The sequence below is a fragment of the Paenibacillus pseudetheri genome, from assembly GCF_924513355.1.
GTDB classification, from domain to species: Bacteria; Bacillota; Bacilli; order Paenibacillales; family Paenibacillaceae; genus Paenibacillus_AQ; species Paenibacillus_AQ pseudetheri.
The window spans coordinates 138,030-162,809 of record NZ_CAKMAB010000005.1; the positions used below are offsets into that span (position 1 = coordinate 138,030).

General features: G+C 41.9%; 18 protein-coding genes and 2 pseudogenes. 1 reads left to right on the forward strand and 19 read right to left on the reverse strand.

Going from position 1 to position 24,780, the window contains the following annotated elements; genetic code table 11:
* Positions 1-277: 277 nt before the first annotated feature.
* The 12 genes and pseudogenes from L1028_RS06405 to L1028_RS31180 all read right to left on the reverse strand — a co-directional run bounded on the left by L1028_RS06405 (position 278) and on the right by L1028_RS31180 (position 16,085).
* Positions 278-1,063, reverse strand: a complete 786-nt coding sequence (locus tag L1028_RS06405) for a response regulator transcription factor (RefSeq protein ID WP_234532393.1) — start codon at positions 1,061-1,063, stop codon at positions 278-280.
* Complete coding sequence (locus L1028_RS06410; RefSeq protein WP_234532394.1) at positions 1,038-2,894, reverse strand: cache domain-containing sensor histidine kinase; 1,857 nt, start codon at positions 2,892-2,894, stop codon at positions 1,038-1,040. The genes L1028_RS06405 and L1028_RS06410 overlap by 26 nt, the downstream gene beginning before the upstream one ends.
* Before the next feature lie 29 nt (positions 2,895-2,923).
* Positions 2,924-3,754: a carbohydrate ABC transporter permease gene (locus L1028_RS06415; protein WP_042129876.1), complete on the reverse strand. Its 831-nt coding sequence runs from the start codon at positions 3,752-3,754 to the stop codon at positions 2,924-2,926.
* Positions 3,754-4,638, reverse strand: coding sequence for a carbohydrate ABC transporter permease (locus tag L1028_RS06420; protein WP_234532395.1), 885 nt, complete (start codon positions 4,636-4,638; stop codon positions 3,754-3,756). Before L1028_RS06420 ends, L1028_RS06415 begins: the two co-directional genes overlap by 1 nt.
* A 127-nt stretch (positions 4,639-4,765) precedes the next feature.
* Complete coding sequence (locus L1028_RS06425) at positions 4,766-6,175, reverse strand: extracellular solute-binding protein (RefSeq protein WP_234532396.1); 1,410 nt, start codon at positions 6,173-6,175, stop codon at positions 4,766-4,768.
* 429 nt (positions 6,176-6,604) lie between these two features.
* A complete protein-coding gene (pflA, locus tag L1028_RS06430) occupies positions 6,605-7,336 on the reverse strand; it encodes a pyruvate formate-lyase-activating protein (protein ID WP_234532397.1) in 732 nt (243 codons plus the stop codon).
* Between the two features lie 215 nt (positions 7,337-7,551).
* On the reverse strand, positions 7,552-9,813 hold the full coding sequence (pflB, locus tag L1028_RS06435) for a formate C-acetyltransferase (RefSeq protein WP_234532398.1): 2,262 nt from the start codon (positions 9,811-9,813) through the stop codon (positions 7,552-7,554).
* Positions 9,814-10,065: 252 nt separating this feature from the next.
* The gene (gene adhE / locus L1028_RS06440) at positions 10,066-12,687 is read right to left on the reverse strand and encodes a bifunctional acetaldehyde-CoA/alcohol dehydrogenase (RefSeq protein ID WP_234532399.1); all 2,622 of its coding nucleotides are present in this window, start codon (positions 12,685-12,687) and stop codon (positions 10,066-10,068) included.
* A gap of 399 nt (positions 12,688-13,086) precedes the next feature.
* A pseudogene (locus L1028_RS31640) lies at positions 13,087-13,983 on the reverse strand (hypothetical protein); the annotation flags it as partial.
* Between the two features lie 36 nt (positions 13,984-14,019).
* Entirely contained in the window at positions 14,020-14,286 is a 267-nt protein-coding gene (locus L1028_RS06455) for a glycosyl hydrolase family 65 domain-containing protein (RefSeq protein WP_341482491.1), read from the reverse strand.
* A 9-nt stretch (positions 14,287-14,295) separates the two neighbouring features.
* A pseudogene (locus L1028_RS06460) lies at positions 14,296-15,786 on the reverse strand (glycoside hydrolase family 65 protein); the annotation flags it as partial.
* A 5-nt stretch (positions 15,787-15,791) separates the two neighbouring features.
* Positions 15,792-16,085 (reverse strand): hypothetical protein, encoded by a 294-nt coding sequence (locus L1028_RS31180; protein ID WP_253074704.1) that lies wholly within the window; start codon positions 16,083-16,085, stop codon positions 15,792-15,794.
* Positions 16,086-16,453: 368 nt separating this feature from the next.
* On the opposite strand from L1028_RS31180, the gene L1028_RS06465 reads away from it, so the two are divergent.
* On the forward strand, positions 16,454-17,179 hold the full coding sequence (locus L1028_RS06465; protein ID WP_042129903.1) for a Crp/Fnr family transcriptional regulator: 726 nt from the start codon (positions 16,454-16,456) through the stop codon (positions 17,177-17,179).
* Between the two features lie 277 nt (positions 17,180-17,456).
* On the opposite strand, the gene L1028_RS06470 is transcribed toward L1028_RS06465, so the two are convergent.
* From L1028_RS06470 to L1028_RS06500, 7 genes are all read right to left on the reverse strand, one after another.
* The gene (locus L1028_RS06470; protein WP_234532400.1) at positions 17,457-18,248 is read right to left on the reverse strand and encodes a formate/nitrite transporter family protein; all 792 of its coding nucleotides are present in this window, start codon (positions 18,246-18,248) and stop codon (positions 17,457-17,459) included.
* Positions 18,249-18,300: 52 nt separating this feature from the next.
* Positions 18,301-18,621 carry a nitrite reductase small subunit NirD gene (gene nirD / locus L1028_RS06475; protein ID WP_234532402.1) on the reverse strand — a complete coding sequence of 107 codons (321 nt, stop codon included), beginning with the start codon at positions 18,619-18,621 and terminating at the stop codon, positions 18,301-18,303.
* 32 nt (positions 18,622-18,653) lie between these two features.
* Positions 18,654-21,077, reverse strand: coding sequence for a nitrite reductase large subunit NirB (nirB, locus tag L1028_RS06480; protein WP_234532404.1), 2,424 nt, complete (start codon positions 21,075-21,077; stop codon positions 18,654-18,656).
* Between the two features lie 229 nt (positions 21,078-21,306).
* Positions 21,307-22,017, reverse strand: coding sequence for a hypothetical protein (locus L1028_RS06485; RefSeq protein ID WP_234532407.1), 711 nt, complete (start codon positions 22,015-22,017; stop codon positions 21,307-21,309).
* 416 nt (positions 22,018-22,433) lie between these two features.
* The gene (gene ric / locus L1028_RS06490) at positions 22,434-23,183 is read right to left on the reverse strand and encodes an iron-sulfur cluster repair di-iron protein (RefSeq protein WP_234532409.1); all 750 of its coding nucleotides are present in this window, start codon (positions 23,181-23,183) and stop codon (positions 22,434-22,436) included.
* A gap of 197 nt (positions 23,184-23,380) precedes the next feature.
* Positions 23,381-24,112, reverse strand: a complete 732-nt coding sequence (locus tag L1028_RS06495; protein WP_234532411.1) for a hypothetical protein — start codon at positions 24,110-24,112, stop codon at positions 23,381-23,383.
* A gap of 250 nt (positions 24,113-24,362) precedes the next feature.
* Positions 24,363-24,680 carry a winged helix-turn-helix transcriptional regulator gene (locus L1028_RS06500; protein ID WP_042129916.1) on the reverse strand — a complete coding sequence of 106 codons (318 nt, stop codon included), beginning with the start codon at positions 24,678-24,680 and terminating at the stop codon, positions 24,363-24,365.
* Positions 24,681-24,780 lie beyond the last annotated feature (100 nt).

Sequence of the window (24,780 nt, forward strand, 5' to 3'; positions counted from 1 at the left end):
CCCCATACCCACAACGAAGTGTGGTGAGGGAAAAGGAACGGAAAGGAAGTTTGGAACTGTAGGAGCGTAGCGTTCGCCTAAAAGCTTTCCTTGGAAGGCTACCTCGGAAGCATATGCTATCCTCGGATTTCAACCGCGAGCAGCGGTTTCCAATCAAGAAATCCGAGGATAACAGCGACCGGAAGTCCAAACATTCCTTGTAGTGACACTAACCTCACCATGCTGAGTAACAGACATTCCTCGCAGTGACGCTAAACCTCACCATACGCCGCCGACCTCATAACACTTCGCTCCGGCATCGATCTCTATACTCCTTAGGAGACATCCCCGTCTGCTTCTGAAATACCTTCGTGAAATAACGCCGTTCCTGATAACCGACTCCGGAACCAATCACCGTAATGCTCTTATCGCTGTTAGTAAGCATAAACTTGGCAGCTTCAATTCGCTGTTGTGTTACGTATTCCACGAAAGTCATTGCAAAACGGTTCTTAAACAAGAGGCAGAAGTAACTGCCACTAATCCCGATCTTATTCGCCACTTCCTCAATCCCGATATCTGAATGAAGATGTTCAGTGATGTATTGAGCGGCCAAGTTCATCAGCTGATCCGGCGTTTTTTTACCATTGTCTACTTCAGGAATCTCCTGAAACAGAGGGATGCTATTATACAGTTTATTCTTAAACTGTTTACTACGGATATTAGCTCCGATCTCACGTACCTTATTGCCAAGCTCCTCATAATGTATCGGCTTACAAATGTATTCTTTTACCCCAAGCCGGATCGCTTCCCGTGCATAGTCGAACTCCTGATACCCGGTAAGAAGCAGTACCTCACTATCCAATCCCAATTCCCGCAGCTTTCCTACAAAAGTTAACCCGTCCATCACTGGCATACGAATGTCACTCAACACAAGATCGGGTTGTTCCTCTTCAGCAATGCGCAAGGCGTCCATACCGCTTCGCGCCATACCGACGACCTCCATCCCCATCTCCTGCCATGGCAACACACTCTTCAGATTATTCAGAATTGGGGCTTCGTCATCTACCAATAATACTTTTAGCATAATGATCTTCCCCCTGCTCGTATTTAGGTATGACACATTGAATGATAGTACCATATCCTGGACTGGAACAAATAAATATTCCATATCTGTCACCGTATTCAATGCGGATGCGATCCGCTACACTGCGAATACCAAGGCCTCTACGTTCAAGATTCATCCGGTTTTCCCGTTCAACTTCAACCTCTTGCTCCACAGGATCATTCACAATATATTGGAAAACAGACAACTGAGATGGTGTAATTCCAATACCGTTATCTTCAATTCGTAAAATTAAGTCCCCTTGCTTCTCCCAAACTTTCACAGAAACTTGACCTTTGTAATCAATACCCTCAAATCCATGCTGAATGCTATTCTCTACAAGCGGTTGCAAAGTAAGCTTTAAAATGCCGCAACTCATCAATTCTTGTGGGATATCAATATCGTATTCAAATAAATCCTCAAATCTAAATTTTTGAATATCCAAATAATTGCGCAGATGTTTAATCTCTTCATCCAGTGTAATTTCTTCTCGATCCTGAATGCTAATACGTAAAATACTTGCCAGTCGGTAAACCATCTCACTGACTTTCTTGCCTTCATTCTGTATAGCCAGAACATTAATCGACTCTAACGTATTGAATAAAAAATGCGGTTTAATCTGAGCCTGTAGAACACGCATCTCGGCTTGATTCTTGCGACGCTGTTCCAAATGGATTCTATTAAACAATCGGTTAATTTTATCCATAAGATCATTAAAGCCCTTACCAAGAAGCGTTAACTCATCATTCCCCTTCACTTCTACCCGCGAAGTTAGATCTCCATCCTCAACACGTCGCATAAAACGAACAATTACGGCTATTGCACCAGTAATGCGATTCATAAAGAATAGATTGAAGATCACCGCTGCCAAAAAGCAAAGGAAGATAACCCCAACAAACCAGCGAGAAAATACTGTAACTTCATGAGACAAAGAGTTCCATGAAGTTACAGACACTAGACTCCAAGGATAATCTTTCAAATGATACATAGAAAGAATACTTTTCTCCCCGTTGTACTCCGTTTTAAAACTCTGAAACCCTTTTTCAAAGGTAATCTCTTTATTCGCGAATGACTGAATATCCTGTCCATCCAGCTTTTGATCTGGGTCGAATAGAATCATTCCGTCATCATTTACAAGCATAAACGAAACATCCTGATTGCTATCCCCAATTTTTAAATTGCGAAATATCGATTCGAACTCCCAATTTTTGATCTGTACAACAAGGATACCTATGTTCTGAAAGAAGCTCAGTTCCTTCACGAGTCGAATTTGTGTAAACACAGGTTCAGTTCCTGTAAGCTCGGGATACTCATGAGGAGCCAGCCATTTCGGCACGCCATTCAAATCCATTACTTCCTGGTACAAATCACTTTTCTTAAAAGTATCATAGGGTAGCGTTCGGAAATTTTCCTTATTAAAAAGCGACACGATTTCAGAGTTACCTCTACCGTTAAAATTGTATAAAAAAGCATAGCTAATCGATGGATGGTTAAACAACAGACTACGGAAATTGCGCTGGCTTGCATTCAAATTGAGTTGCTCAGCATCAGTCAAATCTTGATTAGAAGGATCTTCTGCGCTAAGTGCCATATGAAAAACCGAGGTAGCAATTCCGTTGTCTGTAACGTTATCCATATCTTTTAACACATTTGAAATACTGTAACTAATTGCTTTGAGCGAGTATTCCGACTGTTGACTGTACTTCTTCTCAATAGAGTTATAAGTCACGAAAAACATAAGCATGCCTAGAATAAATAAGGGAATGATTATCAGGCCCAAAAATGCCGTAAATAATTTATAGCGCAAATTCATCGGCTAGTGCTCCTGACTGAGAAAAAAAGTTATCCTTTTACGCCACCCGCTGTTACGCCTTCAATAATTTTTTCCTGTAAAATCGCATAAATCACAATTACTGGCAGAACGCTGAAGACGATACCCGCTGACATTTGTGCATAGTTCATCTGATATTGATCACGGAATTGAACCATACCCACTGGTAGCGTACGTAGTTCATCATTCGATAGGAAGTAGTTTGCCAGCAAGAATTCGTTCCAATTGCCCAGGAAATTAACAATGAATACAGTAACCATGGCAGGTACGGTTAGAGGTACAATAATTTTAGCAAAGATACCTGGTGCCTTCAACCCATCCATGACCGCTGCCTCTTCAATTTCCCTAGGCAACGAGCGCATAAATGCAGCCAATATTATTATCGTAAATGGAATTGCATTCGCGATATAAGGGATAATCAACGCCCAGTGCGTATTCAGAATCCCCATCTTACGCACAATCGTATAAATAGGAAGCATCAATGCGTTGTTTGGAATGAGCATTCCCACCATAACTAAGGTGAACAAAATCGTATTCCATTTGCCCTGGCGCATCCGAGTAACTGCAAAAGCAAACATAGACGCTAGAATGATAGACACTACAGAAGCCAATATGGAAATATACAAACTGTTAAAAAAGTAGGTGCTGATCTTGGCATTTACCCAAGCTTCAACGTAGTTATTGAAGACGAACTCCTTTGGAATCCCAAAAGGGTTAAGTGCTATTGCATTGTTATCCTTTTTCACAGAGGAGAATAACACGAACAGGAAAGGAAATAGAATAACTAGTAGATAAGATAAAAGCGCGACGTGTGGCAGACTTTTTTTCAGGGCGCGTGGCATCAGTATTCAATCCTTTCTGTGCGTCGGGCTATCAGCAGCTGATAAACGGCTGTAACCACCAGTGTAAATACAAAGATCAGGACTGCGATGGCATTACCGTACCCGTATTTAAAGTTCGTAATTGCATATTTAATCATGTAGGTTGCCATAACATCGGTTGAACCAGCAGGTCCACCCTTAGTCATTACAATGACGATATCCGCTGCTTTCATTGCCCCTGCGATGGATAACATGATTACGACAGAGATGATTGGAACGATAAGCGGAAGCGTGATGCGTGTAGCACGTTGGAATCCCGTTGCGCCATCAATGGCAGCTGCTTCATCCAATTCACCCGGTATCGACAGAATAGCTGCAAGGACCATTACAATGTAGAATCCGGTCCATTGCCAAGCATTCGTGATCAAGATGGATAACATTGCGAATCTTTCATCCGACAGCCAGTAAAGTGGATCAATACCAACTAAGCCAAGAACCTTATTTAAAAGTCCAATGTTGGGCTCATAAATGAAGCCCCATAGAATACCGATAACTGCTGTAGACATAATGGAAGGCATGAAGACCGCTGTCTTATATAAGCCTTTTAGCTTCTTTACGTTTGATATCAATAACGAGAAGAATATGATTAACGGCACCTGTACAAAACAGGAGAAAAGAATGAAGAAACCGTTATTTTTGACAGATATCCAGAATCGTTCGTCTCCTAATGCCTTCTCAAAATTACTGATTCCGGCAGACTTGACTGTTTCAGATACCCCATTCCAGCTAGTAAAGCTGTAATAGATTGAACTAAAGATGGGATAGATGAAGAACATCGTGAACAAGATCAGTGCTGGAAGAATAAAAAGGAAAAATACCAATGGATTTCTTAGTGCTTTATTCATGACTACCTCCGGTTGCTTTGACATCTGGCGAACAATGAATGTTTTAGATCTTTGCAAACACATAAATTCTTTGAGTTTAAAAATGTACCCTGGTTCTGGCACCAGGGTACATTCAATTTGCAGCTACTTATTCAACTGCTGCGTTTGCTTCTTCTTGTACCTTCTGTAAAGCTTCGCCCATTTTCTCTGGAGTTGTCTGACCACCAATTAGCTTTTGAATTTGAATGTTACTGATCTCTGTAGTTACATCAGCTTGAACAAGTGAGTCAAATGCAGGGAACGAAGATTGTGAGTTATTAAGTACACCTACGATTTCGCTCATCAGATCATCCGTAATATTTTCATTCAGCACGTTTTGATCAATTTTCATTGCTGGCAGTACGCCATCTTCAACAAGACCACGTAATTGCATTTCTTCGTTAAACAAGTTTTTGATGAAAGATTTCACAGCAGCCAATTGACGTGGATCTTTCTCAGCAGAAGCAGAGAAACCGTAGCCATTGTTTACATCGCGCATCAATGCAGTTTGGTCGCCTACGCCACCATCAACTGGAGGAATATTGAAGAATCCAACTTTACCGATCAAACCTTCGCCAGATTGTCCGGCTTTAAATACGGAAGATTTCCAAGTACCATCATACAAGAGGATTGCTTCACTACTAGTGAATTGTGTTGTATATTCAGCATACTCGAAACCAAGTTCGCCTTTTTTGAAGTATCCTTTGTCAACCCATTCTTTGTATTTCGCAAAACCTTTTACAACATTTGGATCAGTCCATTTAGCTTCGCCTGTTGCAAATTTAGCGGTTACATCTGGTCCTGCATAACGTGACCACAAGTGGTTAGCTAGCATAAGTGGTACCCAACCAGCCTTTGATGCACCAGCCAAAGGTACTTTTCCGTCAGCCTTGATGTCAGCTAATTGTTGTTCCAATTCAGCAAATGTTGTTGGAGCTTTCCAACCCTTGCTATTATAGTATTCTTTGTTGTAGAAGAAACCTTCACCAGATCCACCAATAGGCAATCCGTAAATTTTTCCTTCATAAGTGAAAGGATCAAGGTTTGAGAATTTATCCTTAATTCCAAGTTCCTCTAGGATTGGAGTCAGGTCAAGTAATTTACCTTCTTTAGCATAGATCTTAGAGTCAGGGCTTCCGAAAAGATCGAAGATCTCTGGTGGATTACCTGCAGCCATTTCACCACGTAATTTTTCTTTACGGTTTACATCTGAATCTACTCCATCAAGCTTAAAGGTCAGACCCGGTACATCGCCTTCTACCTTTTTCACTACTTCTTGCAGAATAGCTAGACGTTTCTGTTTGTCGGCACCGATTTGAGTGTGACGAATCGTCATTTCGAACGGCTCGCTACTAACCGGTTCTTCTGTTGCTGGAGCATTTGTAGCATCCGCTGAATTCGTCGCGGTAGCGTTTCCATCTCCTTTGTTGGAAGATGCATTGTTGTTGCTTCCGCAACCTGCCAGTAAAGCTGATGATACAAAAATCAGGGACAATAGCAAAGTCATACCTTTTTTCATTTCTTGTGACCCCCCATATAATGTTGTGCTTTACACTTCTTATTATAGAAAACAGATTCCATTCTCGTAAGGTTAAGATTCATCCACTATAGGGATAAAATTCTCTAATGAAAGCGGAATCAACTACACAATATGTAATATAATATAACCCCACTTCAGTAATTATTACGATTAATTGCTATATAGCGTGATTTAACCATACATTCACTTAGAAAAAAATAATAAAAACCCAATGTCATGACATAATATCTATCACATCGTATTTTCAATTCTTAAATTAACAGCTGTAAATATATCATTTTTTTCAAAAGGGAAAATACAAAATTACCCCTTTCAATGACATCAGAAGTCCCTCATAACAAAAAAAGCCGTTCCTTCAGCAATAAAACACTGAAGGAACGGCTCCACTTAATGTAGGTATAATTATAGCTACGCTGTCTGCTTACGACCTTCTTCGACTAAGCGGTACGCCCGCTGAACTTCTTCATCCGTAGGGGATGGCACTCCATCCAATTCATAAGCTTTGCCGAGCATTTCCCATTTATAGATACCCATTTGATGATAAGGTAAGATTTCAAATTTCTCAACGCCATTTAAGGTTCCTATATAACGACCTAAATTAATAAGGTCCTCTTCACGGTCATGAATGCCTGGAACATATACATGTCTAATCCACATCTTACGGTTATGATCTGACAGCCAGCGTGCAAGCTTCAAGGTCCGATCATTAGATTTACCAGTTAACTTAATGTGTGCTTCTTCATCAATATGCTTCAAATCAAGCATTACCAAGTCCGTAACATCCAATAAGTCATTAATCTTGTCGCCTTCGTTATAACCATTACTATCTAATGTGGTGTGCAGATTCCAACGCTTCTTAACTTCCGTAAATAACTGCTTTACAAATTGTGCCTGCAAAGTTGGTTCTCCGCCGGATACAGTTAACCCACCACCGGATGAACGATAGTAGTTTAAATATGGCTCGATCTCCGAAAGCACTTCTTCTAGAGTCATTTCCTTACCTTCATCTAAAGCCCAAGTATCAGGGTTATGGCAATACTGGCATTTCAGTAAGCACCCTTGCATAAATAAGACAAATCGAATACCAGGTCCGTCAACGGTTCCAAAGGTTTCCAAGGAGTGTATGCGACCTTTAATCATAGGATGTCATCCTTTCTCCACGACTGACTAACAGTCCATCTTTCACGAAGAAGAATCCCTGCCCATAAGACTGTGTTCTCCTTAATCGCGACCGTAAAATTTAAAATTTTAATGATTCTCAAACAAGATATTACCGCCCTTGAAACAAGAGCGGTAATTTCTTGCAATTATTTTAGTGCATCTCTCAATGAAAGATCTTTATAAATATAAACAATTTACATTGAACCGTGGAAAGTACGGTTAATTACGTCCATTTGTTGTTCGCGAGTCAACTTGATGAAGTTAACTGCATAACCGGATACGCGGATAGTCAATTGTGGATAGTTCTCTGGGTGATCCATAGCGTCCATCAGCTGTTCACGGTTAAATACGTTAACGTTCAAATGCTGAGCGTTATTATGGAAGTATCCGTCCATCATGTGTACCAGGTTAGACTTACAGGATTCATCGTCTTTACCTAGTGCCTTAGGTACGATAGAGAACGTATTGGAGATACCATCCTGTGCATCGGAGTAAGGCAGTTTGGCTACAGAGTTCAGTGAAGCCAGAGCACCTTTCTTGTCGCGTCCGTGCATTGGGTTAGCACCTGGTGCGAATGGTTCGCCTTTTTTACGTCCGTCAGGTGTTGTACCTGTCTTCTTACCGTACACTACATTCGAAGTAATGGTCAATACCGATTGAGTCGGTACAGCATCACGATATGTTTTGTTTTTACGGATCATTGTCATGAAGGTTTCAACCAATTCTACTGCGATGCTGTCTACAGCATCGTCATTGTTACCGTAGCAAGGGAACTCGCCTTCGGTTTCGAAGTCAATAGCAATACCTTGTTCGTTACGAATTGGTTTAACCTTCGCGTATTTAATAGCACTCAGGGAGTCAGCTGCAACGGACAGACCAGCGATACCGCAAGCCATTGTACGCAGAATGTCGCGATCATGCAGTGCCATTTCGATACGTTCGTAAGAATATTTGTCATGCATATAGTGAATGATGTTCAAAGTGTTGACATAAGTCTTAGCCAACCACTCCATCATCGGTTTGAAGCGTTTCATTACTTCGTCATAATCTAGATATTCAGAAGTGATCGCTGGGAATTCCGGTCCAACTTGCGCTCCGGATTTTTCGTCTTTACCACCATTAATAGCATACAGCAAAGCTTTTGCCAGGTTGGCACGAGCGCCGAAGAACTGCATTTGTTTACCGATACGCATTGGAGATACGCAGCAAGCAATAGCATAATCTTCACCCCAGTATGGACGCATTAGATCGTCATTTTCATACTGAATTGCACTAGTTTCGATAGAAACCTTAGCACAATATTTTTTGAAGCCTTCAGGCAATCTTTCGGACCAAAGAACAGTTAAGTTTGGTTCCGGAGCTGGACCCAAGTTGTACAGGGTGTTCAGGAAACGGAAGCTGTTCTTGGTAACACGAGTGGTTCCATTTTCAGCCATACCACCGATGGATTCAGTTACCCAAGTAGGGTCGCCGGAGAACAGGTCATTATAGTCAGGTGTACGTAAGAATTTCACGATACGCAGTTTCATTACGAAATGATCGACAATTTCTTGTACTTGTTCTTCAGTCAAAGTACCTTCTTCAATATCGCGTTCTGCATAGATGTCTAGAAAGGAAGAAACACGTCCCAGGGACATCGCCGCACCATTTTGTTCTTTAACTGCTGCCAGATATCCAAAGTATACCCATTGAGTAGCTTCCTTGAAGTTCATCGCTGGTTTGGAAATATCCATACCGTGAGCAGCTGCCATTTCTTTCAATTCGCCCAGTGCACGAATTTGCTCGGACAGCTCTTCACGCAAACGAATTACTTCTTCAGTCATGGAATCAACTTCAAGCTCAGCTAGTTGTTGTTTTTTGTCTTTAATCAAGAAATCAATACCATACAGAGCAATGCGGCGGTAGTCGCCGATAATACGTCCGCGGCCGTAAGCATCAGGAAGACCTGTGATAACGCCGGATTTACGAACTGCTCTCATGTCTGGTGTATATGCATCAAATACGCCTTGGTTATGCGTTTTGCGAATGTTCGTGAACATGTCAACGATGTTTTGTGGAAGCTCGAAGCCATAAGCCTTCGTAGCATCGACCATCATCTTGATCCCGCCGAATGGCTGGATGGAACGTCTGAAAGGAGCGTCAGTCTGCACGCCTACAATTTGTTCCTTGTCCTTGTCAATGTAGCCTGGAGCATGTGAAGTGATCGTGGAGACAGTATCTAGGGAAACATCCCATACGCCGCCTCTTTCTCTTTCTTCCTTGCTCAGTTGGGAAATAATCTTCCACAGTTCAGTTGTGTTACTAGTAGGACCTACGAGGAACTCTTCGTTACCTTCATAAGGCTTAATGTTACTTGCGATAAAGTTATTAACGTCAACTTTCTTGGACCATTTACCTTTTGCAAAACTTCTCCAACCGGATTTCACTTCATTTACTTCTCTTTCAATCACCGACATGCTAAATCCCTCCATCTATATTTATTATATTTGTAGAGATCGCGGGCTTGAAGGTTGATCCCGTGTCTCGTGAGCCCCAAAAGATGTGGTTGTTCCAAATTTCACAATCAACATTTCATATGTGGGACCGTTGTTTATATAAACATTCTAGTTTATTTTCTATAAAAACACTGTGACAAATATCACCTTTCGAGTGATATTTGTCACCTTTATCTAAATCCACAACTATCCTATTCTCTATTTAACCATTTATTAATTATCAAATCTACCGTAGAAAGCATTACGGTATACATCAGCAAGTTCAGATACCAGTGGCAGCTTAGGATTGGCAGTTGTACATTGATCTTCAAACGCACGGTCAGCCAAGTAATCTACACGGGATTCGAAGTCCTTAGGATCAAAGCCCAGTTGTTGGAACGATTCTTCGATGCCCAATTTTTTATTCATATCGCGAATAGCATTGATCAGGCTAGTTACACCTTCTTCAGTTGTGCGAGCTGGCAATCCCAGAATACGGGCAATTTCAGCATAACGTTCATCAGCTACGAAGTGTGAATATTTAGGGAACGAAGCGAACTTCGTAGGTTTTTTAGCATTGTAGCGGATAACGTGTGGCATAAGAATCGCGTTAGTACGACCATGAGCAGTGTGGTACTGACCGCCCCATTTATGCGCCAAACTGTGGTTAATACCCAAGAATGCATTGGCAAAGGCCATACCTGCAAGTGTTGATGCGTTATGCATTTTTTCACGTGCTACTCTGTCGCCTTCCAGCGCCGATTTTTCAAGGTATTGGAATACCAGTTGGATGGCTTTAATAGCTAGACCATCAGTATAGTCACTCGCCATAACAGATACATAAGCTTCGATAGCATGTGTCAATACGTCCATACCTGTATCAGCAACTGCAGTTTTTGGCAAGCTGTATACGAACTCTGGATCAATGATAGCTACATCTGGAGTTAACTCGTAGTCAGCCAAAGGATATTTAGTGTGCTGTTCAGTAGTTTTATCGGTAATAACTGCGAAAGATGTTACTTCCGAACCTGTACCCGAAGTAGTTGGAATCGCTACAAACTTAGCTTTGTTACCAAGTTTTGGGAATTTGTATACCCGTTTACGGATATCCATGAATTTTTGTTTCAGACCATTAAAGTCTGCGTCTGGATGTTCATAGAATAACCACATTCCTTTTGCAGCATCCATTGGGGAACCGCCGCCAAGTGCGATGATGCAGTCCGGTTGGAATCTGTTCATCATTGCAGTACCTTTTTCAACTGTAGTTGTCGATGGATCTGGTTCAACTTCCGAGAACACTTCGATAGCGACAGGAGTTTGACGTTGACGCAGGTAATGTTCAACTCTCTCAACATATCCGAGCTTAACCATCATTGGGTCAGTGATAATTGCAACACGTGTGATATCAGGCATTTTGGTCAGGTACTGAGTAGCGCCTTTTTCGAAATAGATCTTGTCAGGTACTTTAAACCATTGCATATTCACGGTACGACGATTCACCCTTTTCACGTTGATCAAATTGATTGCTGTAACGTTTTGCGACACGGAGTTACGACCATAAGATCCGCAGCCCAGAGTCAACGAAGGGATATTAGTGTTATAGATATCGCCGATCGCACCATGTGTGGAAGGCGAGTTAACGAGAATACGTCCTGTTTGCAGACGGTTAGAGAACTTCATGATTACTTCTTCGTTGTTGGAGTGGATAGCCGAGCTATGTCCCATACCACCAAATTCAACAATTTGAGCTGCGCGTTCGATACCTTGATCTGCATTCTTAACTTTGTAGCAAGCAAGAACCGGGCTTAATTTTTCAGCGGACAATGGATATTTAGTGCCTACACCTTCAAGTTCTGCTACCAGAATCTTTGTGCCGGCAGGGACTTGAATACCACACATTTCAGCAATTTTTACTGCAGATTGACCTACGATTGCTGGGTTAACAGCACATTTATCTACGTTCATTGCTCCACTAGTCAGTTTGGCAGCTTCTTCTTTATTCACAAAGTAGCAGCCATTAGCAATCATTTTCTTCTTCACTTGATCGAAGATTGGTTCTTCGATAATAACAGCTTGCTCGGAAGCACAGATCATACCATTATCAAATGTTTTAGAAAGAATGATGTCCGTTACGGCTTGATCAATATCCGCGCTCTTTTCAATGAAAGCAGGTACGTTACCAGGGCCTACGCCAAGTGCTGGTTTACCACAGCTGTAAGCTGCTTTTACCATTGCAGAACCACCAGTTGCCAAGATAAGAGCAACGTCTGGGTTGTTCATCAATGCGTTTGTCTTATCCATTGTTGGCATTTCAATCCATTGGATACAGTTCTCAGGAGCGCCAGCTTTCACGGCAGCATCATGAAGAATTCTTGCAGCTGCAGCACTACACTCTTGCGCAGATGGGTGGAAACCGAATATAATAGGGTTTCGTGTCTTAATCGAAATCAACGCTTTAAACATCGTGGTGGATGTAGGGTTGGTTACCGGTGTGATACCCATAACAATTCCGACGGGTTCAGCAATTTTTTGGAAGCTATCATAAGCGTTGTCTTCAATAACGCCTACTGTTTTATCGTATTTAATTCCGTGCCAGATATATTCAGTTGAGAAGATGTTCTTCGTAATTTTGTCTTCGTATACGCCGCGTCCAGTTTCTTCTACGGCCAATTTGGCGAGGTACATATGTTTGTCGAGTCCAGCCAACGCCATTGCATGAACGATTGTGTCAACTTGCTCTTGATCTAGCGCCATGAACGCCTCATGCGCTTTTTTTGCTTTATCCACTAAATTCTGAATATACTCTTCAGCGGTAACTTGTTTAACTTGGGCGGCGACTTCGTTCTTAACTGCCATCTCCCTCGTCCTCCTGTCAATTTTTAGTTGTTTTTCTCTACACATTTATCTTATCACATGATTTCAACCTTGTATAGTGAAATCTTTCACAAAGTATAAAGTTTTTTTGATTTGTTTTCAAAGCGCTTTCATTCGATCATATTATAGTATTTTTACCATATTTTGTGCTATAAATCCCTTTAAATCTTAGAGTTATACTTTAATAAGCAAAATTTCGAACCCATTTCATTCCATTTTTCTAAAAACACTAATCTAAAAACATTCCCTCTATCGCAGAAATTTACGATTTTCCTACGCCATAATAATTTCCCGCTGATTATCACTATTTCTGATGATTTATAAATTTATAAATCTCACAACAAAAAAATCGACCCCAAAGGGGCCGATTTTTACATTAGACTATTCTGCTTTAATCGTATCAAAGAATTTCTCTTGTACTGTTTTAGCTGCTGCTTCTAGCTGGCTCTTGGAATCCGTTCCTTTTTTGGAGAATAGCTCTTGAATAACATTGGACATGGTTGCGTAATAGTCCTGTGTATTGTATTGAGCTTCAGGTTTACCATCCAAAAGTCCCATAATGTCAGGGCTATATTGGTATACATTTGTGTACTTGTCATAAACTGCTTTGGTCTTCTTACCAAACTCAGACTCTGCTGAATAGTAATCTAAGAGCGGCGGGATAAAGTATTTGCCTGTGATATAACGGAATGCCATTTCTTGCTCATCTGGTGTTGCATTCGGATTAATTACGAGGTAATCACCACCAAGTCCCCAAGTATGCTTGCCACCTTTTTCCATAGCAGGCATTGGATATGTGAGCACATCCTCAGGTTTCAGTCCACCTTGATTCAGTGGACCATTAATATCACATACATCTACGTCAATCCCCGTCTCAATTACAATTTGGAAATCCTGTGTACTGTGGATTGAACACTTACTAACGAGCAGATGAAGATTATCCTGGCTTACGAAACGATCTGCTGTGAACGTTAACGTACCTCCATCAGACATATCATACTCAGTACTCCGATGATGAATGGCACTACGGATATTCAACTCCTGCACATGAGAGCTCGGTTCATGCTCATGAACACTTAAGGGCTGACCGTTGCAGATAATCTTTGTCCATAATCTATTCGGAGCATTTACAGGTTCTCTCCACTTCTCTCCGGCTTTGTCATATAGACCAGTTAAGGTAACGGCAACTAGCTCACTTTTACCGAATTCCTCCAGTGTACCGCGATATCCCATATAGCCATTGCTTAGCATATATTTGTTCCCGTTCGTCGTCACAAGTTGCTTATCAAAACAGCTATCCCCTACTAGTCCAGCTCATCGAGCCAACATCCTTTCGCCTAGCGGAAGCGTCGTCCCGGAAGCGTCCACCGTAATTGACTGCCCATAAACTATAATATCGATGCTCCCCCCCCCCTTAATTGCGGTGAGCGTTACTGAAGTCTTGTTGACCAAAATACGTAGTAATACTCCTTCATACATCACTTGGAAGCTATACTCGTTCCAGCGCTCCGGCAATGACGGCTGGAAGGACAAACGATCCCCATCTGAACGCATACCGCCAAAGCCATACACAATATTCATCCAAGCGGCTGCAATCGAAGTCGTATGCAATCCTTCACGTGTGTTACGGTTATAATTGTCTAAATCCAGTCTTGTCGCAAATTCAAAGAATGAATAGGCTTCTTCAGGCTTGCCGATTTCGCTTGCCAATATGGAATGGATCGAAGGTGAAAGTGAAGACTTATGAATACATCTAGACTCGTAATATTCATAGTTAGCTAGCTTCGCTTCTTTAGAGAATTGTCCATTATATAAGAACATAAACATGAGAACATCCGGTTGCTTAATCATGTCATAACGGTACAATCGATCATAAGACCAGTTCGAGTAGAGCGGAAACTCTGCTACAGGAATGGAATGAATATCAATATGTGGCATATCGAAGAATACATCATGCTCCTCAAATACTCCTGTCACTTCGTCAACCGGAATCTTCATATGGTCTGCTTTATTTTTCCAATCGGTAAGCTCTTCGTCACGGAGCCCCGTCTTTTCCGCAACCAATGCAAAAGCCTCTGATGCCCGTTCTTTCATTTCACTCAGGGTGTCTGAGGTGTATTCAAATGATTTTTGGGCCATCCAATTAATATAGCAGTTATTATTCATCATCAATTGGAACTCATCAGGACCCATTACGCCAAAATATCCATATTTTCCACTCTGTTGACCCCATTGACCGCGTGTAGCATAGAATCTACTGATCTGGTTCAGCATTTCAGCGCCTTTACTGTGCAGGAATTCTTTATCCCCAGTAATTTTGACATAATGCCAGATACCATAGGAAATAGCATTCCCTACATGAAGCTAAAGATTCGAATGCTGCCAGAGATCACAGCTTTCTGTTCCGTCGATAGTAGCAATAGGGTAACAAGCCCCCTCGCAATCAACATCTTTAGCACGTTGCATATCCTGAGGTAATGTCTTATATCTAAAGTCCAGCAAGCTCCGGGCGGCCTTAAGATTATTAAACATATAGAATGGTAAGCAATATGACTCTGTATCCCAGAACGCCAAACCACGATACACTTCTCCCTGAGGAAGCTTCATAGTAAAGCTTTGTCCAATAAATTTATCATGTTCAACTCGCGTAAGCTGAAGTGGCTGTGAAGATTGTAACGAAAAGCTAGAGAATAGCTTGTTAGCTGTATTCACAGTTCTCGCCATAATAGCTGTGGTAAATCCTTGTTCCCCACTGCGGAGACTACTCCACATACATTCGCCGCGTTCTTCATGAATAATGTTGAAATCAAGACCTGCACAAATGTCCACGCTGCCCGAGAAATTAAGGGGCTCAAACATCACCCGCTGTAGTCCCAGATGAGACATCGTCATACTGACCAAGCGTGTGAAGACAACCTTTAAGATTTTCCCATCATCTAGGTGCCAGATTAGCTCCCGCCGATAGGTTCCACTACGAAGATCCAGTTTGCGCACATAATCTGATATTTTACTTTTTGCCAGATCAAGCTGTTCACCATTCACAGTGATCCGTGTATACAGCCAGTCCACCGCATTCACCATATATCTCAGCGAGCGAATAATCCCTTTATAATGTTTCTAATGTCCAATTGTTCATTTAGCCCGTTGAAATAACTGCCTTGCAGGAAATCCCCAGAGTAACCTTCCTCAGCATACCCCCACACACCTATATACTCATTTCCCAGCGAAAAAATAGATTCCGAGGTCCGATTTCGTTCTGGATCAAAGCCCTCTTCAATAATTGCCCAAGGATCTACCTTAAAGATATTTGTCTGCCACTTTAGCCATGTATGATTTCCCCTTCTCCTGGTTTTTGCTCCATTCTCAGGATATCGTTCCATACCCGTTGCGCCAATGTCTGACCTTAATGAAGATGTGTGCATTTATACGGAGTTGAAATCGAACGGATTTCTATATCATGAATTTTTGCAGTATAATATGTAGAATCTAATAAGAACCAAAAAAACAGCGACAGACCCATTATTTGAGAATAATGGATTGCCACTGCTGATATGTAAAAAACAGCATAACCTTATTACTCCTTTTTAGTTGAAAATCATATTACATCTAGCACTTTTGAAGTGAAAATAATCACAATGTTGAAAATTCGACACTTTTAATTGGATTTTCTTAACCAAATCGAAGATTTTAGAGGTATAATTAATTTAAAATTTACTGAAAAACTGAGGGAATAAAGGGGATGTCGATTATGCTAAAAGAACATTACAATGTCATCGAAGCCCACGGAAATACAAACTGTTTCTCCGAACAGAATTTCAACAGACTTCTTGTTACTATGAAAGAACGCGTTGTTCCAGAGGGTTCACATCTTTTCTGGGAAGGCGACTACTCGGATAAATTGTTTTATATCAAACGTGGACGTGTGAAATTAACTAAATCAACGGATGAAGGTAAAGAACTTATTCTTTATATGTACCAAGCCGGCGATATGGTAGGTCAAGCGGACCCATTCTTCAGCACCAAGCACAGCTTTACTGCAGAAGTAATTGAAGAAAGTGAAGTTGGCGTTATCGAGCAAAAGGATTTAGAAATTCTCATTTGCCAGCATTGTGATTTTGCCATCGACTTTATGAAATGGATGGGCATTCATCACCGTCTAACTCAAACGAAATTCCGTGATTTGATGATGTATGGCAAACCAGGCGCATTGTGCTCCACTCTCATTCGACTTGGTAATACTTATGGTGAGAAGAGCAGCGACGGAGAGAACATCCTCATCAACAAAAAAATTACGCATACAGATCTGTCCAACATGATCGGCGCCACCCGTGAGAGTGTGAACCGGATGCTCAGTGACTTGCGTAAAAAAGACGCGGTTGAGTACGAGAATGGTATGATTGTCATCAAGGATCTTGGTATGCTGCAGGAAATTTGCCACTGTGAAATGTGTCCAAACGAGATCTGCCGTATTTAGTTCCGTTATAATATACCCTCTATTCTCCTCAATGAATCATACATGACCCAATTATTCTGCACATTATAAATAGAGTGGTCAAAGGCGCCTAACATAGGCGTCTTTTTTTATATCACAAGACAAACAAAAACGCCTTCGTCGTCCCTTATGGACGGAAAGCGTTTATTCGAGAAATATAAGGATAATGTATAGCGTCAAACTTATATACTTTCTTATATTTAGAAAAAGAGCTGAACCCGAAATCGGGTCAGCCCTAATAATTTAGAATATAAAATTCCTAGCGGTTGCTTTTACTACCACGTACGGGAGAGATCATCCAGTAGGCCATGCCAACGAATACGCCACCGCCAATTATATTCCCTAACGTAACGGGTATCATATTGTGCATCCATCCGGCTATTGATACGGTGTCCGGGTGATTCGGGAGCAACACAGCAACACTCAGCAGCGTCATATTAGCCACACTGTGCTCATATCCACTCGCAATAAAGGCAAATAAACACCACCAGATTAGAACCAGCTTGGCCGTTTCACTTTTGGCGCGTGAGGCCATCCATAGCGCTAGACAGACCAGCCAGTTACATAGAATCCCACGGAAAAATAGCTCTGAAAACGGAAGGCTCATTTTCTTCGCTGCAGCCGCAAAGATCAGATGCTCTGGGGGAGCCGCACTGAATAATCCAGTTCCTCGGATCAAAAGTGCTAAAATCACTGCCCCTGCCACATTTCCTACGAACACAAGCACCCAGTTCTTGACGGTATCCCAGATACTTGTTCTACCAGCTAGTGAACTAACCGTAAAGAACATATTATTTCCGGTAAACAACTCTGAGCCTGCAAACACAACAAGAGTCAAGGCAATACCGAAGGATGCACCCATAATGAGGGGTTGGAACGGCGATTTGGCAGCCGCTAGAGGCGCTCCCAGCGAGAAAATAAGGATAATCCCAATGCCTACATATGCCCCTGCCAAAAGGGCTGCTAGAAAATATCTTGGTAAGCTTTCATTCATTTTGTCCCGCTTACTGACTGCCGCCTCGACAATGTTCTCCACACTTTGAGTAAACATAACACTCCACCCCACCGTTTTCTATTAAATCTATTACTACAAGCTTCGGTGTCTACACGCTCACTGTAACTTTCTCTCCGTCCAGAGTGACTGGATAAGTCACAACGTTACCTTGATCCGGTGCCTGTACTTCACCCGTACGAAGATCTATTTTCCAATCATACAGTGGATCATAAAGATAGTGACCCGAAACGATCCCTTCAGCAAGCGGACCCCCTTTTGGATGAGGGCTCCGATTCTCCAGCGCATAGATCGCTCCGTCAGAGGTACGAAATAGTGCCAGCTCCACATTTCCAGCCACAACTACACGGCCAATCTGCAGCAGGAAATCCTGTACTGATCCTATCGCATACGTTTGTGTTGTCTTATTCATTGGTCTCTCCCCTTCTGTGTGCGTTATATCCTCTAGACTCTCGTTTCTTCAAATAGTGCAGTACGAGTGCTGCTGTCATTGAGTATTTTTTTCCAAGGATCCGTAACCTGAGTTAGAGCAAAGTCAATCCGTGCTGCCAGCTCTTTGCGGTTATCTTCATTATTCAAAATGACCATTTGAATCTGCTCAAGTCCCATACGTTCAACCCACTCGGAGGTTCTCTCCAAATAATTGCCGGTCTCACGGTAATATTGCATCACAGCGGAGCACACTTCGATCAACTCTTCATCGGTCTTAATTTTGCAGAAGGAGTCCGCGATCCGTGGCTTGATTCCACCGTTACCACCGATAAACACTTCCCAGCCACCATCATTACCGACAATGCCAATATCTTTCGTGCAGGACTCCGCACAGTTACGTGGGCAGCCGTTGACAGCTATTTTAAACTTGGCAGGAAAATCAAGACGTTCATACTTACGTTCTATGAGCGCGCCCATTCCCAGCGAATCCTGTGTACCGAAACGGCAGAATTGCGAGCCCACACAAGTCTTAACCGTACGCAGGGATTTGGCATAACCATAACCTGATGGCATATCGAGCTCTTCCCATACTTTCGGCAGATCCTCTTTTTTCACACCAATCAGATCCAGGCGTTGCCCACCAGTCACCTTCACAACTTTTACATCATATTTAAGGGAGACATCAGCGATTTTCTTCAAATCCTCCGGCGTTGTTACCCCGCCGTACATGCGTGGAATAACGGTATAGGTTCCATCTTTTTGAATATTGGCACCCATTCTTTCATTTACAAATCGAGATTCTTTCTCATCTTGATGGGTATCAGGGTTCATCATCCCTAGATAGTAGTTAATTGCCGGACGACACTTGGAGCAGCCTTCCTCTTGTTTCCATTCGAGTACATTCATAACTTCTTTTGTAGTTTTAAGACCTTTAGCTGTGATTTCAGCCACAATTTCATCACGGCTAAGCGTTGTACAGCCACAAATACCTTGCTTGGCAGCTTGCTGGAAACTGTCACCTAAGACAAATTGCAGGATTTGTTCTACTACGGGTTTACAACCACCGCAAGAGCGAGTAGCTCCAGTGCATGCTTTGATCTCATCCACAGTAGAAAAACCATGTTCAGTAACAGCATCTACGATCGCTTTTTTAGTTACACCATTACAACCGCAGACAATTTCTTCGTCCGCCATTGCTTCTACGGATGTGCCCTTCTTAGCTCCGCTTCCGCAGCAGCCCGTACCCATAACCTCCGTATAAATCTCATCGGTCATCACCGATCCTTGTTTAACTAACTTTTGCAGATTTGCGGATTCGGTCACATCACCAAACAGGACCGCGCCGACAATCACATTATTTTTGAGCAGAATTTTTTTATAAGTTCTCTTCCATTCATCTTTGCTTGAGATCACAGTGTGTTCAGGAGAATCCAAAAACTCACCTGCAGAAAATACATCCACACCAGAAATTTTGAGCTTCGTGGAAACAATCGAACCTTCATAAGGCTTGGTCTCACTACCACATAAATATTTAGCTAGAACCATCCCTTGTTCAAATAGTGGAGCCACCAGTCCGTAACACACACCGCGATGCTCGGCACACTCGCCGATGGAATATACATTTTGCATCGAGGTTTGCAAATAATCATCTACCACGATCCCACGATTTACGGTGATCCCGCTTTCTTTTGCCAACGTCACGTTCGGTTTGATTCCAACAGCCATTACCACAAAATCTGCCTCAAGCGTACTGTCATCACTAAAACGTAATCCACTAACTCTCTGTTCCCCGGTTAATTCTACCGTTTGTTTACCCATAGCAAATTTCACACCTTGACGCTCAAGCTCAGCTTGCAGCATCGAGGAGGCATTCCGATCCAGCTGACGCTCCATCAGGTCTTCCATCAAATGAACTACAGTAACGTCCATGCCCAGGTTCACAAGACCTTTTGCTGCTTCCAGTCCAAGTAAACCCCCGCCGATTACTGCCGCTTTGTTGTATTGTTTAGCTGCAGCCAGCATTGCATCACAATCTGCAATATCTCGGAACCCAACCACGCCCTCTTTATCACAGCCAGGTACAGGTAAAATGAACGAATTCGAGCCTGTCGCAATAATCACTTTGTCATAGGGCACTATCATCCCGTTATCCGTAACAACTTGCTTCGAACCTTCATCAATTCGTGTCACGGTTGTTCCTGTGTGTAAAGTTATATTATTGTCTTCATACCAATTCCAGTCATTTAGAATAATATCATTAAGGGTCTTGCTACCTTCAAGAACATAGGACAACATGATCCGATTGTAATTGGGATGAGGTTCACTTCCAAAAACCGTGATGTCATAAGCTCCACCCAGCTTCAAAATCTGCTCTATCGTACCTATGCCTGCCATACCGTTGCCGACTAATACTAATTTTTCTCTCTTCTCTGCCATGGTTAGGTGCCTCCTCAAGCTTAAGGGTTCTTGATTAATTTCGCGTCAATTACTCTTCTTCATATTGGAATTATACGGTTCGAATTCAAGTAGACATTGTGATTGCAGTCACATTAATTGTGAATATTTTCACAGTTTAATGCGTTGATGATTGTTAGATATCTTTTCCACATAAAAAGCCAGATCATCGATTCTGAACAACCGTTGATCTGGCTTAATGTACGATTTTTTAGCGTAAAGTCAATAAAATCTCCAATTCATCTTGAGCCCTGAGCTTCATATCCATTCCATCATCGAGTAGTTGTTTTCCGTTCACCTTCAACTTCCATTCTTCATTACTAAGAGGGGTATAATCGTTGACGGAAAGCACCTTTTTATTGTCATCGGCCAAATGTACCTTACTACAGCTTTTGAGCAAATCTCTTACAGTTAAATCCTCTTTAAATAACATAATATACGTTTGATGCAAGTCTACTTCTACACTTCCACCGTTCAAGGTCAGCATTACAGTTTGAAGTGGTGCTTTATGGTCCTTCGACTTCGCAGTGAAGACTAGCTGTGAATCATATCCTACAGTATTATTCCAATCCTTATTCCCAATGATTTGACCGCCCATCTGAAGCTCCCAAACCATCCCCGCCTCTAGCGAAAAATCCTTTACCGAAAGAATGCTTGAGTTATCCTCAGCAAATGTGGCAATATTACTACCTTTCAGTAGCTCCATGATCGATATTCCATTTCTATAACTCCCACTAAGTAACCTATCCGATGGTTTAGTAAGCAGTTCATTATCTCCAACCCTTATAGATATTGTCGGTCCCTCTGATCCTGCCACACCATTATTAGCATTACTATCGCCGTCATTGTTAGTAGAGCATCCACCTATTATGAATACGATGACTATTCCTAGCATCAATTTCCACAAAGATCGTATGGGCATCCTGGCACCGCCTTGTCCCGCCTAATGACCACATAGCGTCTCAGGCTTGTAAAGTTATGTATACTGTCTTTTTAAGGATAACTTAAACAAGCCATGTTCTCAAATAAGTAATAACAAGTTAACTTCTAAGTATCTTTAATTATCTCCCCAATGATATTAAAAATTATGCAAGAATCTTTGAAAGCTAACCTCTATCCCCCTTTTGCTCATTCGGCGTCATCTCGTAGTACGCGTTTAAGCATCCTTCCACCGACCGGCCATCCATCAATCCATCCATCAATCCATCAATCGATCTTACCCATATTTTTCACGATCATTTCTTTTACCTTTTCAACGGAGTTATCCACATTTCTTAACATTCTATAATTCCCTATAAAAAAAGCCCCCTAAGGGACTCTTTAGAACACTTTTCATCTTCACTGAAATCTAGGGAACAATATATTATTCTCCAAATGCACGTGTTCAAAAGTCATACTCTCCAGCTCTTCCAGCCGGGCATATGTCAATCGATAGGTCGTGCAAGCATGCGCCGGTGGAGTGAAATCATCTGTAATACTACGCATTTTTCTCAAAATATCGCCCGCACCATCATGCTCACTCTCCAGCTCAGACAATGACTCGCGGAGCGATGTCAGGCCTTCTTCACTAGGATTAGCAGCGTATGTCAGCAGCTTAGGAAATTCATCTTCTTCTTCTTTTGCCGTATGCTCAAGCAAATCTTCCTTAAGTGTGTTGAACAAGTTATATAACTCCACCAAATGGGGAGAATCCCCGCCATGCACCCGATACACCTTAGTTACATTTTGGCTAATGAGGGGTAGCTCTTCACGAAGATAACGGTGATGTTTGTTAATAATATGGTTAATTAACTCTTCTGAAGGTACAGTATTCCAAGCGATTTCCTCTTGGGGTACTGGATACTCTTCGAACAGCTTGTTTAGATCACCGATGATTATCTCGTGATTCAGACCACGCTCAGCAGCTGCTTCAGCAAGAGGTTTAGCTCCACCGCAACAGAAATCAATCCGTTTTGCTTTGAAATAATCTGCTGCTTTTGGGAACTGCAATACAATATCCCGCACCAGTGCATCTGGGGTAAACCCAGCCTGTACCGATTGTGCTTGCTTCGAATCCGAAATACTATCATTAAGTTGTTTAGTTTCCATTATAGCTCCTCCTTGAGTTATGGGATTAGGTTCTGATAAATCTTATCCACCTGTTCACCTTAACCCTGAAAGGAACTTTGACTTGTGATTGTACGCACGGAAATTGTATCTTATTTTTGAACGAAATTGGAGATTGATGTCCATGCAAATAAACGCAAAAAAGCACCTTTGCCTACAAAGGTACTTTTCAACTCACTTTATTGCACATAAGCCTGCATATACGTCCGCTGTCCCTTTGAATCCTTCAAATAAGGCCCCAAACCGGCAAAGCGAGAGTGATCCATATAAACACCGGTCATCCATCTGCCTTCTGTCAAGCCACCATTCCATTTAAGAACAAGATCAGGTGCGGAAATCCATTCCTGAAAGACTCGTATATTCTGATCTTTGTATTCTTTACATGGCTTAGACCGCTCGATAAGGTGGAACTCATTAAGATAAGTTGGAACGAAATAAGAGGATATCGTATGCAAATCATCATCGTCGAAAAAAGGCTCGTCGCCTAAAAAAGGTCTGAATAATACGGTATTCTCGTACATGGACCAAATTAAGGCTTGAAGCACCATACTCTGGCGAATGCCGTTATGAAACTTATATCGTCGCTCATGATTCGCCGCATTTACATCTTGTGGAGCTTCCGTGGACTCCAGACAGTGCCGTTCACAGCCAATACACTTCCAGCCGGTCGGACTTTGAATCCATTTTTGAAAAATAGTTCCACTATCATTGTTTCCTTTGTAGAGTGAAGAGATAATGCTGTAAGGCACGCCAATCCACGCATCCCATAAGGAATCAGGAAGATGGTTATGCAGCATGAACAACGTCTTGTCATAGATGAGCTGTACTTTGATAGAAGCGTTCTCTAGCTCAGCAACATCCTTTTTTCCATACGTTATTTCCCGGGAAAACAGGGTCGTCTTCGTCTTCATCTCCCTCGCCTCCTAATAGTTTTGCTATGCCAGTACTCCAGCCGAGTAGATTTGAGCAAAAACCAATACGCGAGCGTTTCCATTCAAGGATCATACAATGTTTTTCTATTATATTACAATTATTTTTAAACTGTGCAAGTTTTTTTCAAGCATAAAGGATTGGAACAAAACTGTCACTGTCAAATATTTAGAAATTGAAAAACCCCTTTTCCACCATTCCGGAAAAAGGGCCACAACATTACTATGAATTTTAGTCTACCCAGCTCTCAGCCCAAGACTGAATCTGCTGCATAACAGGCTGCAACGCACGGCCTTTGTCTGTTAATTCGTACTCAATACGTACGGGTGTTTCTGGGTATACATGCCTAACCAGGATACCCTCACCTTCCAAATCCTTCATCCGCTCGGACAGCATCTTATCGCTCATTGAAGGAATGAGGCCGGAGATATCTTTAAACCGCTTCGGTCCACTCATCAATGTCTGAATAATAAGTCCATTCCAACGTTTGCCTAAGAAAGAGAAGGCTGTTTCAAATCGGGGACACATCGCAAATTGATGTTCTTCCATTGTTCTCACCTCTCACTAGCGAAACTTACTATTAGTTAGTATATATAATATTAACACATTTTAACCATGATGAACATCGTTTACCGAAAAAAGTTCATCT

Coding starts and splice junctions, on each gene's coding strand:
- L1028_RS06405 (WP_234532393.1), bottom strand. CDS start 1,063: ATGCTAAAAGTATTATTGGTAGATGACGAAGCCCCAATTCTGAATAAT.
- L1028_RS06410 (WP_234532394.1), bottom strand. CDS start 2,894: ATGAATTTGCGCTATAAATTATTTACGGCATTTTTGGGCCTGATAATC.
- L1028_RS06415 (WP_042129876.1), bottom strand. CDS start 3,754: ATGCCACGCGCCCTGAAAAAAAGTCTGCCACACGTCGCGCTTTTATCT.
- L1028_RS06420 (WP_234532395.1), bottom strand. CDS start 4,638: ATGAATAAAGCACTAAGAAATCCATTGGTATTTTTCCTTTTTATTCTT.
- L1028_RS06425 (WP_234532396.1), bottom strand. CDS start 6,175: ATGAAAAAAGGTATGACTTTGCTATTGTCCCTGATTTTTGTATCATCA.
- pflA (WP_234532397.1), bottom strand. CDS start 7,336: ATGATTAAAGGTCGCATACACTCCTTGGAAACCTTTGGAACCGTTGAC.
- pflB (WP_234532398.1), bottom strand. CDS start 9,813: ATGTCGGTGATTGAAAGAGAAGTAAATGAAGTGAAATCCGGTTGGAGA.
- adhE (WP_234532399.1), bottom strand. CDS start 12,687: ATGGCAGTTAAGAACGAAGTCGCCGCCCAAGTTAAACAAGTTACCGCT.
- L1028_RS06455 (WP_341482491.1), bottom strand. CDS start 14,286: ATGAATATTGTGTATGGCTTTGGCGGTATGCGTTCAGATGGGGATCGT.
- L1028_RS31180 (WP_253074704.1), bottom strand. CDS start 16,085: ATGGAACGATATCCTGAGAATGGAGCAAAAACCAGGAGAAGGGGAAAT.
- L1028_RS06465 (WP_042129903.1), top strand. CDS start 16,454: ATGCTAAAAGAACATTACAATGTCATCGAAGCCCACGGAAATACAAAC.
- L1028_RS06470 (WP_234532400.1), bottom strand. CDS start 18,248: ATGTTTACTCAAAGTGTGGAGAACATTGTCGAGGCGGCAGTCAGTAAG.
- nirD (WP_234532402.1), bottom strand. CDS start 18,621: ATGAATAAGACAACACAAACGTATGCGATAGGATCAGTACAGGATTTC.
- nirB (WP_234532404.1), bottom strand. CDS start 21,077: ATGGCAGAGAAGAGAGAAAAATTAGTATTAGTCGGCAACGGTATGGCA.
- L1028_RS06485 (WP_234532407.1), bottom strand. CDS start 22,017: ATGCCCATACGATCTTTGTGGAAATTGATGCTAGGAATAGTCATCGTA.
- ric (WP_234532409.1), bottom strand. CDS start 23,183: ATGGAAACTAAACAACTTAATGATAGTATTTCGGATTCGAAGCAAGCA.
- L1028_RS06495 (WP_234532411.1), bottom strand. CDS start 24,112: ATGAAGACGAAGACGACCCTGTTTTCCCGGGAAATAACGTATGGAAAA.
- L1028_RS06500 (WP_042129916.1), bottom strand. CDS start 24,680: ATGGAAGAACATCAATTTGCGATGTGTCCCCGATTTGAAACAGCCTTC.